Source organism: Streptomyces flavovariabilis (assembly GCF_000725785.1).
Taxonomy (GTDB): domain Bacteria; phylum Actinomycetota; class Actinomycetes; order Streptomycetales; family Streptomycetaceae; genus Streptomyces; species Streptomyces hawaiiensis.
Map to the genome: position 1 here is coordinate 23,938 of NZ_JNXD01000022.1, position 12,576 is coordinate 36,513.

Genomic DNA, 12,576 nt, shown 5'->3' on the forward strand with positions numbered 1-12,576 from the left:
CCAGACGTCCCGGGGTCCGGGTCATCACAGCACGGCCGAGGCCCCGCCCCGGTGTGCGGCTCCTCACTCCCCCAGGTCGGGCAGGCGGGCCGGATGCGGACAGATGCGGTCGCCCTGCTGGTCGAAGACGAACAGGTGGGCGAGGTCGACCAGAAGCGGCACCTGCATGCTGTGGCGGAGGGCGAGGTCGGGGGTGGTGCGGACGATGAGGTCGCCGGGCAGGCGGGGCTCGGCGGACGGCGGCCGCACTTCGTTGTCCCGGGGGTCGTCCAGGGTCACGACCGGGCCCGCCCGCCCGGCCCCGGTCCGCTCCCGCAGCCGGGTGAGGACCGAGCCGTCACGGCGGCGCCGCCGGGCGGGGCGGCCGGGGCGGGGGCGCGGGGCCTCCAGTTCGGGGACGACGGCGGGGCTGGAACCGGTGTTGAAGTGCACCAGGATCTCGTGCCCCTGGAACTCCACGTGCTCGACCAGGCCGGTGATCGGCACCTCGCCGGGGCGCGCCGCGCTGTGCTTGGCGATCCGGACGGCCTCCGAGCGCAGCCCGACGATGACCTCGCGGCCCTGCTGGACGCGCAGGAGCTGGTGGTCCAGGGAGAGCGGCTCGGGCAGGCGCAGGAACTGCTTGCCCAGGCTGATGGTCATCGCCCCGTCGAGCGGAGCGCGCACCAGACCGCGCAGCAGGTTGATGCGCGGGGTGCCGATGAACGCGGCGACGAAGACGTTGCGGGGCAGCGCGTAGACCACGCGCGGGCTGTCGACCTGCTGGAGCACACCGCCACGCAGCACGGCGACCCGGTCGCCGAGCGACATGGCCTCGGCCTGGTCGTGGGTGACGTAGATCGTGGTGACGCCCAGCTCCGCGGTGAGCCGGGATATCTCAGCCCGCAGATGGGTGCGGAGCTTGGCGTCGAGGTTGGACAGCGGCTCGTCCATCAGGAAGGCGGAGGGGTGGCGGGCGATGGCCCGGCCCATGGCCACGCGCTGGCGTTCGCCGCCGGAGAGCTGGCCGGGCAGACGGTCGAGGAGGTCCTCGATGCCGAGCATGCGGGCGGTGGCGTCGACGCGGGGACGGGGGTCCGTGCCCGGGTCCTCGATGCGCAGCGGGAAGCCGATGTTGGCGCGGCTGGTCATGTTCGGGTAGAGGGCGAAGTTCTGGAAGACCATCGCCATGTCCCGGCCGGACGGCGGCAGGTCGTTGGCGTACTCGCCGTCGAGCAGCAGCCGGCCCTCGTCGATCTCCTCCAGCCCGGCGATCATTCTGAGCACGGTCGACTTGCCGCAGCCGGACGGGCCGAGCAGCACGAGGAACTCGCCGGGCGAGATGTCCAGCGACAGCCGGTCCACCACGCGGGCGCCGCGCGGGTAGGCCTTGCTCACGTCGTGCAGGGAGATGGCGCGTGTCATGAGGTGCCCCCGAGGGGTCATCAGGGCGCTGGTGCTCCGCGGTCGGAAGCCCTGTACGGGTCGTACGGGGCTGTGGGTCACGGAAGTTAACGGAATGTGTGCGGCCTGGGGAAGACACCGGGCGAGATCGGGGGCGTCGGTCCATCTGATGAGAAGGCGGACTGCCCGGTTTCGGCCGGGCGGGACCGGGCCGGGGTCAGCGGATGCCGGTGAGGTGGGCGAAGACGACGACGTTCCCGGAGTAGCCCTTCCTGCGGTCGTAGCTGCCGCCGCAGGTGATCAGACGCAGCTCGGGACGGCCCCGGGCGCCGTACACCTCCTGGCTCGGGAAGTGCGCCTTCTCGTACGACTTGATCTTGTCGACCGTGTAGACGGCGATCCGTCCGTCGGCGCGGCGGGCCTTGACGATCCGGCCCCGCTTCAGCTCGGTCAGCCCCGCGAAGACGGCGGGCCCGCGGTCCGTGTCCAGATGTCCGACGGCCACGGCGGTGCCCTGCTCGCCGGGCGAGGCGCCGTGCCGGTACCAGCCGACGAGCTTGGGGTCGTCGTCCGGCGGTGCGGTGAGGCGGCGGTCGCGGTCGAGGCCCAGGTCCATGACCGGGGCGTCGAGGCGGAGGTAGGGGATGAGGAGGCGGGTGGCCCGGGAGCGGGGCAGGGGGCGGAGGCCGGCCGGGGGGCGAGGCTTCCGGGTGGCGGGGGCGACCGGCCTGGGAGCGGGTCGCGGCGCCGCGGACTCGGGAGCGGGGCGCGGGGCGGCGGCTCCGGGCCGGTGCTGCGGCGTGACGGGCCCGTCCTCGCGGGGCCGCCCGGGGACTGAGGACCCCTGGGTGCGGGGCCCGCTGGTGACGGGGGCGTTGGCGACAGGGCCGGGTGTGCGGGCCCCGTCGACGGGCGGCCCGGGGGTACGGGGCCCGTTGCCGCGGGCCGCGGCCGGATGCGACGCGGGTGCCCGGGACGGGCCGGTGCGGGGGCGGGGGGCGGTGGAGCCGGCGGGCAGGGCAGCGGCGCCGGTCCCGGTGCCCGGGGCTCCCGGCAAGGCGGCCTTTCCCGTGCCGGAGGCCCCCGGCAGGGCAGCCGTGCCGGTTCCGGTGCCCGCCGGGTGGGCGGCCGTGGTGAACTCCGGCGGGAGGGCCGTCACCGTCGCGCCGGGCTCTTCGCCCCGGTCCCAGCAGACGCCGACCACCAGCACCAGCGAGACGGCCACCACGATCGTCCGCGTCAGCCGGTAGGCACGCGTCCGGTACCAGGGTCTGCGGGACCGCCGGGGCCACGCGCCGGGGACGTCGGCGGCCGTTGCGCACCGCCCCGCCGGAACGCCGCCGGAGCCGGATCCGGCACTACGCCGGACCACCGGGGCCGCGGCGGACCCGGCCCCACGCCGCCCCGGCGACACACGGGCAGGACCGGCCCCGCCCCCGCGCCGGCCCACCGGAGCGGGAGATCCGGAGCGGGGCCGGGTCCCGAGGCCGGCGGCAGCGCCCCGCCGCCCCACCGGAACTGCGGCAGCCCCGGTTCCGCCCCCGCGCCGCCCCGACGGCACGTCGGCGAAACCGGGGCCGGACCCACGCCGAACCGCCGAGGCCGCGCCGGAACCGGGGCGGGACCCGCGCCGAACCGTCGAGGCGGCGCCGGAACCGGCACCGCCTCCACGCCGCCTCACCGGCCCGGCGTCGGACCCGAGCGCGCCCCCGCCCTGCCCGAGACGGGCGGAGCGATCCGCGGAACGTGGCCTACGCGGCGCCATCAGAGCGGCGACGGAGCCGGAACCAGACCGTCCCGGCGACGGCGGCCAGGCCGACCGCGGCCGCGCCGGTGACCGGCGTGAAGGCCTCACCACGGGCGATGCCGCCACCGCCGGCGGGCGGGCCGCCGACCGGCGTCGTCGGCTTGGAGGTCGGGCAGTCGACCTTGAACACCTTGAACTTGCCGGCGCCGTGGGCCTGGTCGGTGAGCCACGTCAGCTTGTACTGGCCATTGGGCAGGTCGACGGCCGCGGTGCGGCCCTTGCCGGTCGGGTCGGCCGTGAAGCTGCCGGTGCGCGTGGCCCCGCCCGGAACCTCGGGCTGGGTCTGGATGGTCCAGTTGACCTTCTCGCCCGAGCCGAAGTTGAACGCGGCGAGGTAGAAGTCGCAGACCTTCGGGTCGTTGCGCTGATTGTCCGAGGCCGTCGTGCTGGCGTGGATCTTGACGTCTCCGTTGTCCCCCGGGACCGGAGCGGCGACGGCGGACACCCCGCTCAGAGTGGTCCCTGCGAGGGTGAGGGCGGCGAGAACGGCGGTGCGGGCGCCGGCACGACGCGCGAGGGGTACGACGGGCATGAACATGCCTCCAAGTCAGATGATTTACATACAAACACCTCGTCACCTGACTTTCTGTCACCTCACCGTCGAAAGGGTGCAGCACCCCCTACGACGCGTCAGATATCGCCCTTCCGGCGCAGCGGCACCCCACGCCCGAGGCGTCTTCGCACCGCGCGGCCCTCACCCGTGCGGCCCTCACCGCCCGCCTCCGGCCCGACCGCGGGGTCCGGCTCCTCCGGCTCCTCCGGCTCCCGCGGCGACCGGAGGGCGACCCCGGACGACACCAGCAGCAGCACTCCGAGCATCACGAACGGCGCCGCCACCCCCGCGACTCCGGCGATCAGCCCGGCCGCGGCGGGCGCGGCCACCTGACCGAGCCGGTTGCCGGTCAGCCGCAGAGCCAGGGCCGTCGAGCGGGCGTCGTCGGGGGCGGCCTGGACGACCGTCGTCATGGACAGCGGCTGACCGACCCCGAGGCAGAAGCCCAGCGCGACCAGCAGCAGCGCGAGCGCCCACACCGGCACCGGCAGGGCGATGCCCCCACACAGCAGGGCCGCCAGCAGACAGGTGACGGTCAGCAGCAGGGTCCGGCCGAGCAGCCGCAGCAGGGGCGTCAGCACCAGGCGGCACGCGATGGTCGCCGCCGCGCGCAGACTGAGCAGGAGGCCGATCACGGACGGCGCGATGCCCCGGTGCTCGCCGACCACCGGGAGGTAGGCGGTCAGGATGTCGGTCGCGGACAGCACGGCGAGGCTGATGAAGATGCCCGCGGGCACCCCCCGGGTGCGCAGGATGCCCCGGACCGGGACCCGGTCGCTCTTGTCCGCGCGGGACGTGGACGCCGTACGGCGATGCTCGATGCGCCACAGCGAGGTGAACGCGACCGCCGCCGTGGCGCCCGCCACGAGCAGGGCGAGCGCGCTGCTGCCGGCCATGTCCGCGCCGCCGATCAGTGCGCCCGCGGCGACCGGTCCGACCAGCTGGCCGAGGGCGGCGCCGATGGTGAAGTGGCCGAAGTTGCGATCCTGTTCGTGGGGCGCGGACTGGCGGGCGACGAGGGACTGGGAGCCGATGACGAAGCACAGGTGCCCGAGGCCCATCACCCCGCTCCACAGGGCCATCGTCCCCAGGGATCCGGCGACGCCGCTGAGGGCGCAGCCGCCGGATATGAGGACCACGCCGACCGGCAGCAGGGGCGCGCACCGGCCGTGGTCGGTGCGGCGGCCGAGGGGCACGGCCGCGAACAGGGGCAGCAGCGCGTACACACCGGCGATCACACCGATCGCCCGCTCGTCCGCGCCCAGCGCGAGGGCCCGGTAGGAGACGGCGGGCCGGGCCATCGACACCGCCCCCTGCGCGAAGCTGAAGGCGATGACGAGGCGGAGCAGCCAGCCGCGGTTCCCACCGGGCCTCACGATGACGTCCTCCATGAACGTGGCTCAGATGATCCCGAACAGCATGCCCGCGCCGAGGATGACGAGGCAGGTGAGGGCGGCCCACTTCACGACGAACTTCGTGTGGTCGCCGAACTCCACCTTGGCCATGCCGACCAGGACGTACACGGCCGGGACGAGCGGGCTGGACATGTGCAGCGGCTGGCCGACGAGGGAGGCGCGGGCCATCTCCAGCGGGGAGACACCGTGCGCGGCACCCGCCTCGGCGAGGACGGGCAGGACACCGAAGTAGAAGCCGTCGTTCGACATGAAGTAGGTGAGCGGCAGGCTCAGGATGCCGGTGACGAGGGCCATGTGCGGGCCCATGCTGGCGGGGATGACGTCCACCATCCACTTGGCCATGTTATCGACCATGCCGGTGCCCTGGAGGACGCCGGTGAAGACGGCGGCGGCGAAGACCATGCCGGAGACGTTCAGGACGTTCTCGGCGTGGGCGGCGATGCGGGCCTTCTGGTCCGGGATGTGCGGGAAGTTGACGGTGAGCACGAGTGCGGCGCCGAGCAGGAACAGCACCGGGATCGGCAGCAGCTCCATGATCATGGCAGTGAGCAGGCCGACCGTGAGCAGCGCGTTGAACCAGTACAGCTTGGGGCGCAGGGTGGCGCGGTGGGGGTCGAGGCCCTGGAAGTCGTCGTCCTGCTCGTCGGCGTCCGTGCCGGAACCCGCGCCGCCCGCGACGCCCTTGCGCATGTCGACCTTGCCGTCGCCGGAGCCGCCGGCTCCCACGAGGACCGTCTCGGTCTCCTTCTCCTCGGCCTTCTCCCCCTCCAGGACGTCGTCCAGCGTCAGCACGCCCAGCCGCCGGCGCTCGCGCACACCGAGCACGTAGGAGAGGACGAAGACGAAGAGCAGGCCGACCAGGAGCGCCGGGATCATCGGGACGAAGATGTCGCTGGCGTCGAGCTTCAGCGCGGTCGCGGCCCGGGCGGTGGGGCCGCCCCACGGGAGGGTGTTCATCACACCGTTGGCCATGGCGGCGACGCCGGTCATCACGACCATGCTCATCTTCAGGCGCTTGTACAGCGGGTACATCGCCGAGACGGTGATCATGAAGGTCGTCGAGCCGTCGCCGTCCAGCGACACGATCGCGGCCAGCACGGCGGTGCCGACGACGATCCGCATCGGGTCGGCTTTACAGAATTTGAGGATGCCGCGGACGATCGGGTCGAAGAGACCGACATCGATCATCACGCCGAAGTAGACGATCGCGAACATGAGCATCGCCGCGGTGGGGGCGAGGTCGGTCACGCCGTCGAGGACGTAGTCGCCGAGCTTGGCGCCCTTGCCGACGAACACGCAGAACAGCGCGGGAATCAGCACGAGCGCCGCGATCGGCGACATCTTCTTCATCATGATCAGGACCAGGAAGGTCGCGATCATGGCGAAGCCGAGGATGGTCAGCATGAGTGGATACCTAACGTTCGCCCTTGAACTCCCACCAGGGCCGGCGGTGTCCGAGACGTTAGGTGCGTTCAAGCAGCGTTAACAAGACGTTGACGTGCGAGCAATAAGCGCAAAACTGCTGGTCACAGCTTTGCTCAGGTCAGAGCGGTGAGCTTTTCGGTCACGGAGGCGCCTCCCGGGGCCGTCGCGGGGGCCACTTCGACCGGCACTCCGTTGAGGACCGCGTTGCCCGACAGCGGGTCGAGCAGACGGCCGTCGAGGAGCTGGTTGACGTTGACGCCGGGGTCCGTGGCGGCGTGGCTGAGGCGGGTGCCGGGGCGGTTGTGGCCCCAGCCGTGCGGCAGGCTCACCACGCCCCGGCGGATCGCGTCGGTGACCTCGACGGGTGCGGTGACCTCTCCCCCGGCGCCCTTGACGCGCACGGCGGCCCCGTCCTCGACGCCCAGCCGCTCGGCGTCCTCGGGGTGGATGTGCAGGGTGCAGCGGTTGGAACCACCGGTCAGGGCGGGCACGTTGTGCATCCAGCTGTTGTTGGAGCGCAGGTGTCGGCGGCCGACCAGGACGAGCCCCTCGGGGCGCTCCTCCAGGGCGCGCTTCAGGCGGGGCAGGTCGTCCGCGATCGGCTGCGGCAGCAGTTCCACCTTGCCGCTCCTGGTCTTCAGCGGCTGCGGGAGCCGGGGCCGCAGCGGGCCGAGGTCGATGCCGTGCGGGTGCGCGAGCAGCTTCTCCAGGCTCAGTCCGTCCGGTCGTACGCCGAAGCCGTCGCCGTAGGGGCCGAGACGCAGCATCATGTCCAGCCGTCGCTCGGGGCCGGTGTCGCCGGTGAGCTGCGTGGCGAGTTGGCGGGGGTCACGGCCGTGCACGGGCGAGTGCGGTTCCTCGACCGCCTTGCCGAGGGTCTGGTCGATGACCACCTGGTCGACGGCGGCGGGATCGGCCCCGTGGCTGCCCGTCACGGCGAGGATCAGCCGCGCCAGGATCTCCGTCTCGGCCATCCGGCCCGGCTCCAGCGGGACCGCGGGGCGGGTGTAGCGGACCTGGTTGCGCACGGCGAGGGTGTTGAAGGCGAAGTCGTGGTGCGGGCTCTGGGAGGGCGGGGGCGGGGGCAGGACCACGTCGGCGTGGCGCGAGGTCTCGTTGAGGTACGGATCGACGCTGACCATGAAGTCGAGGGAGTCGAGCGCCTTGTCGAGCCGGTCGCCGTCGGGCGCGGACAGCACGGGGTTGGCGGCCACGGCGATCAGCGCGCGGACCGGTTCGCCCTCCTCGGTGGCGGTGTCGATCTCCTCCGCGAGGGCCGACAGGGGCAGTTCGCCCTTCGCCTCGGGATGCCGGCTCACCCGGGAGTGCCAGCGCCCGAGGGCGAAACCGCGGCCGGGGCCGGCGGGGCGCGGGGTCTTGTCGGTGGCGGCCTGCGGGAAGAGCGCGCCGCCGGGCCGGTCGAGGTTGCCGGTGAGGATGTTCAGGACGTCGACGAGCCAGCTGGCCAGGGTGCCGTGCGGGACGGTGCAGCTGCCGATCCGGCCGTAGACGGCGGCGGTCGGGGCGGCGGCCAGGTCGCGGGCGAGGGCGCGGATGACGCCGGCCTCGACGTCGCAGGCCCCTGCCACCGCCTCGGGCGTGAATTCCCTCAGTTCTCCGTCCAGTTCCTCGAGGCCCTGGACGTGCGGGGCCGGCTCGACGAGGCCCTCGTCGAGGAGCACTCGCGCCATCGCCGCCAGCAGCAGCGCGTCGGTGCCGGGCCGGACGGCGATGTGCCGGTCGGCGAGCTTGGCGGTGCGGGTGCGCCGCGGGTCGATCACGACGAGGGTGCCGCCCCGGGCCTTGAGGGCCTTGAGCTTGCCCGGGAAGTCGGGGGCGGTGCACAGGCTGCCGTTGGACTCCAGCGGGTTGGCGCCGATCAGGATCAGATGGTCGGTGCGGTCGAGGTCGGGCACGGGGATGGCGTTCGCGTCGCCGAAGAGGAGGCCGCTGGAGACGTGCTTGGGCATCTGGTCGACCGTGGAGGCGGTGAAGACGCTGCGGGTGCCGAGCCCGGCGAGCAGGACAGGCGGGTAGAGGGCACCGGCCATGGTGTGCACGTTGGGGTTGCCCAGGACGACTGCGACGGAGTTCGGGCCGTGGCGCTCGGCGACGGGCCGGATGCCGGCGGCGACCGCGTCGAAGGCCTCCTCCCAGGTGGCCTCGCGCAGCTCGCCGTCCCGCCGCACGAGCGGCGTGCGCAGTCGGTCGGGGTCGGAGTCGACCGCTCCGAAGGCGGCGCCCTTGGGGCAGATGAACCCCTGGCTGAACACGTCGTCGCGGTCACCGCGGGCGTGGGTGACGCGCGTCCCCTCGAGGGTGAGGGTCAGGCCGCAGGTGGCCTCGCACAGGGGACAGATACGCAGGGCGGTGCGGGACACGGGTCCTCCTGGGGCGGCGGCTACGGTGACGCGCTGACGCGCCCGAGCATACCGACCGGTATGCACTCCGGGGAGGGGGTCACGGGATCGAGGTCAGTCGAGGGCCCGGGCCAGGTAACCGCGGAGCATCTCCCGGGCTTCGCCGATGATCCGCTCGTCCCCCTCCGGCGCGACCCGGAACGCCAGGTGCACGAGGGTGTCGGCCGTCTCGACGGCGATGAGGAAGACGCGGCGCAGATCCTCGTCGGGCTCGCGGTCGAGGTAGCCGGAGAGCAGTTCGGTGAGGCGGTCGGCGACGCGGTGGTTGGGCTCGGCGTCACGGGCGCCGACCGGGATCTGGTTGCCGAAGTCGACGAGGGAGAAGCCGGGCGCGGTGCGCTTCATCTCCAGGTACTCGTCGAGCACGGCGTCCATGGCCGTGCGCCAGCCCCCGTCCGCACCGGCCTGCCGCAGGCGCTGGGTGACGCGCTCGGAGTACCGCTCGAGGTTGCGCTGGGCCAGCGCGTCGACCATCTGGCGCTTGTTGCCGAAGAAGCGGTAGACCGAGCCGATCGGGACCGCGGCCCGCTGGGCGACGGCACGCGTGCTCAGGGCGTCGTAGCCGACCTCGTCGAGGAGGTCGGCGCAGGCGTCGAGGATCCTGGTCAGACGTTCGGCGCTGCGCCGCTGCACGGGCGCACGACGGAGCGATGTCGCGTGGGGCACGGGCTTCATGATGCCCCTTGGAGGCGGGCCGGTGAACCTCGCCCCCCGCCGTCCGCGCCTTGCGTCCGGGCCTTGCGCCGGGAGGCCGCGTCCGGCGTCGTGCCCGGGCCGGGCTCCGACGCGGTGATGTCGGCCGTGCTCTCCACGGGCTTGCCGTCCACCGCCCACACGGTGCCGTCGTCGGCGTAGAGGCGGGCCGTGACGCGGTGCGTGCCGCGCGGCACGAGGCGGGCGTCCAGCCGGTGGGCGGGGGCGCGGAGCCGGGCGACGGGACGGCCGTCGACGAAGAGGCGCGCCAGGCCCCGCCCGGCCACCGCACGGGCTGCCGCGCCGGCCGGCGAGAAGCGGAAGTTTTGCACGGTCAGGCGTACGTCCCAGCCGCCGCCCCCGCCGGGTTGCACCTCGATCCCGATGTCGGGGGCGCTCCCCTGCCCGGCCTCGCGATACGGCCGCCCCTCCGGGTCCCGGTCCTCCAGGATCCTGCCCACCGGTGACGGCGACGCGTCGGCCTCCTGGGCGCCGCCGGAGCCGCAGCCCGCGGATCCGGCCAGGAGGAGGACACAGAGCGCGAGCGCGGCGAAGGGTCTCCGTGTCCACGTCATGTCCGGGAGCGTAGAACACACGTCCGCCCCGGCGGATCGTTCTCAAGTCGGGTTCGGGTCATCCCTCATGAGGAGGGGGCGCGCCCCTCTTGCGTCGGGGAAAACGCAATCCTATGGTGCTGCATAGGAATCGGACGGCAAGGGAGCAGCGATCATGGGCGATGGGGGTACCTCCCGCGCGAACGGGTTCGAGCGTGAGGGAGCGCGGAAGACCGCCGACGGACTGGCCTACCTCTCCGGCTTCGGCAACGAGCACAGCTCGGAGGCCGTCCCGGGCGCACTGCCCGAGGGCCGCAACTCGCCCCAGCGGGCCCCGCTCGGGCTGTACGCGGAGCAGCTGAGCGGCTCGGCGTTCACCGAGCCGCGGGCGCACAACCGCCGCTCGTGGCTGTACCGGATCCGCCCGTCGGCCGCACACCCGGCGTTCACCCGGACCCACAACGGCTCGGTCCGCACCGCCCCCTTCACCCAGACCGTGCCCGACCCCAACCGCCTGCGCTGGAACCCGCTGCCCGACCCGGCGCCCGAGACCGACTTCCTGGCGGGCCTGTGGACCCTGGGCGGCAACGGCGACGCCACCCAGCGCACCGGCATCGCCGTGCACCTCTACACGGCCAACACGTCGATGGAGCGGGTGTTCAGCGACGCCGACGGCGAACTGCTGATCGTCCCGGAGCGCGGCGGGCTGCTGCTGCGCACCGAGTTCGGTCTGCTGCATGTGGAGCCGGGACATGTGGCGCTGATTCCGCGTGGGGTCCGCTTCCGCGTGGAACTGCTCGACGAGTCCGCCCGCGGGTATGTGTGCGAGAACTACGGCGCGCCCTTCCGCCTCCCCGACCTGGGCCCGATCGGCGCGAACGGGCTCGCCAACCCCCGGGACTTCCGTGCCCCGGTCGCCGCGTACGAGGACGTCGAGGGTCCGGTGGAGGTGGTGAACAAGTTCTGCGGCAACCTGTGGACGGCCACCTACGACCACTCCCCCCTCGACGTGGTGGCCTGGCACGGCAACCACGTGCCGTACGTCTACGACCTGCGCCGCTTCAATGTGCTCGGCACCATCACCTACGACCACCCGGACCCGTCGATCTTCACGGTGCTGACGTCTCCGTCGGACACCCCGGGGCTGGCCGGTGCCGACTTCGTGGTGTTCGCGCCGCGCTGGCTGGTGGGTGAGGACACGTTCCGCCCGCCGTACTTCCACCGGAACGTGATGACCGAGTACATGGGCCTGATCGAGGGCGCGTACGACGCGAAGGCGGAAGGCTTCGTGCCGGGCGGCGGCTCGCTGCACAACATGATGTCGGCGCACGGACCCGACCGGGAGACCTTCGACCGGGCGAGCGCCGCCGAGCTGAAGCCGCAGAAGATCGACGACGGTCTGGCGTTCATGTTCGAGACGCGCTGGCCGCTCACCCTGACCCCGCACGCGGCTCGCGCGGAACACCTCCAGCAGCGCTACGACGACGTCTGGCAGGGCCTGGAGCGGCACTTCCGTCCCTTGCACTGAACAGCCCCGACCGGTACGGATGGCCCGTGACCTCCTTCGCTCCGGACTCGATCGTCCTGAACCGCAAGCTGCCGCTCTGGTACCAGGTGTCGCAGTCGCTGCGCGCCTCGATCCTCGGCCGCTCGTCCCAGGACCCGCTGCGGCTGCCCACCGAGGAGCAGCTGGCCGGGCACTACGGCGTGAGCGTGCTGACGATGCGGCAGGCGCTGAAGGAGCTGGAGGACGAGGGGCTGATCACGCGCCACCGCCGGCGGGGCACGTTCATCGAGCCGCACGCGCGCCGGGGCTCACCGGTGCGGCTGCTCGGCTCGGTGGACGCGATCGTGGCCCAGCAGTCCGGCATGACGACCGAACTGCTGGACCACGGCAGCGCGCCCGTGCCCGGCGAACTCGCCGAGTTCTTCCCGGATGTGCGCGAGGTCTCGACGTACCACCGGCTGCGGAGCGACGAGAAGACCGGTGAGCCGACGAATCACGCCCGCAACTACGTGCGGCCCGAACTGGCCGCGCGGATCGACCTGGACGACCTCGTCCGGTGGCCCATGACGAAGGTGCTGCGGGACGTGGTGGGGGCCGGCATCAGCCGCATCACCGACACGGTGGAGGCGCGGCTCGCCGACCCGGAGACCTCGAAGCTGCTCCGGGTTCCGCTGCTGAGCCCGATCCTGCACTACACCGGCGTGACGTACGACGCCGAGGGGCGGCCTCTGGACGTGGCCGTCATCCACTACCGGGGGGACCGTTTCTCCTTCACGGTGACCCTGGACGCCACCTGACCCGCGTGTCGTCGGCAGGTCG

Annotated in this window: 10 protein-coding genes; 2 read left to right on the forward strand and 8 right to left on the reverse strand. The window is 72.9% G+C overall.

Annotated elements, in window-relative coordinates; all coding sequences use genetic code 11:
* Nucleotides 1-63 precede the first annotated feature (63 nt).
* From IO24_RS0131605 to IO24_RS0131640, 8 genes are all read right to left on the reverse strand, one after another.
* Nucleotides 64-1,404, reverse strand: a complete 1,341-nt coding sequence (locus IO24_RS0131605) for an ABC transporter ATP-binding protein (RefSeq protein WP_031141632.1) — start codon at nucleotides 1,402-1,404, stop codon at nucleotides 64-66.
* Between the two features lie 196 nt (nucleotides 1,405-1,600).
* The gene (locus tag IO24_RS41120; protein ID WP_234335308.1) at nucleotides 1,601-2,611 is read right to left on the reverse strand and encodes a class F sortase; all 1,011 of its coding nucleotides are present in this window, start codon (nucleotides 2,609-2,611) and stop codon (nucleotides 1,601-1,603) included.
* A gap of 523 nt (nucleotides 2,612-3,134) precedes the next feature.
* Complete coding sequence (locus IO24_RS0131615) at nucleotides 3,135-3,722, reverse strand: hypothetical protein (protein ID WP_031141634.1); 588 nt, start codon at nucleotides 3,720-3,722, stop codon at nucleotides 3,135-3,137.
* Between the two features lie 98 nt (nucleotides 3,723-3,820).
* On the reverse strand, nucleotides 3,821-5,119 hold the full coding sequence (locus tag IO24_RS0131620; RefSeq protein ID WP_031141635.1) for an MFS transporter: 1,299 nt from the start codon (nucleotides 5,117-5,119) through the stop codon (nucleotides 3,821-3,823).
* 24 nt (nucleotides 5,120-5,143) lie between these two features.
* Nucleotides 5,144-6,562 carry a CitMHS family transporter gene (locus IO24_RS0131625; protein ID WP_031141636.1) on the reverse strand — a complete coding sequence of 473 codons (1,419 nt, stop codon included), beginning with the start codon at nucleotides 6,560-6,562 and terminating at the stop codon, nucleotides 5,144-5,146.
* 134 nt (nucleotides 6,563-6,696) lie between these two features.
* A complete protein-coding gene (locus IO24_RS0131630) occupies nucleotides 6,697-8,964 on the reverse strand; it encodes a molybdopterin oxidoreductase family protein (RefSeq protein WP_031141637.1) in 2,268 nt (755 codons plus the stop codon).
* A gap of 93 nt (nucleotides 8,965-9,057) precedes the next feature.
* Complete coding sequence (locus tag IO24_RS0131635; protein ID WP_031141638.1) at nucleotides 9,058-9,678, reverse strand: TetR/AcrR family transcriptional regulator; 621 nt, start codon at nucleotides 9,676-9,678, stop codon at nucleotides 9,058-9,060.
* Nucleotides 9,675-10,271, reverse strand: coding sequence for a hypothetical protein (locus IO24_RS0131640; protein ID WP_031141640.1), 597 nt, complete (start codon nucleotides 10,269-10,271; stop codon nucleotides 9,675-9,677). Before IO24_RS0131640 ends, IO24_RS0131635 begins: the two co-directional genes overlap by 4 nt.
* Nucleotides 10,272-10,425: 154 nt before the next feature.
* Between IO24_RS0131640 and hmgA the strand changes: the two genes are divergently transcribed.
* Nucleotides 10,426-11,778 (forward strand): homogentisate 1,2-dioxygenase, encoded by a 1,353-nt coding sequence (gene hmgA, locus IO24_RS0131645; protein ID WP_031141642.1) that lies wholly within the window; start codon nucleotides 10,426-10,428, stop codon nucleotides 11,776-11,778.
* A 26-nt stretch (nucleotides 11,779-11,804) separates the two neighbouring features.
* Nucleotides 11,805-12,554 (forward strand): GntR family transcriptional regulator, encoded by a 750-nt coding sequence (locus tag IO24_RS0131650; RefSeq protein ID WP_031141644.1) that lies wholly within the window; start codon nucleotides 11,805-11,807, stop codon nucleotides 12,552-12,554.
* Nucleotides 12,555-12,576: the final 22 nt, after the last annotated feature.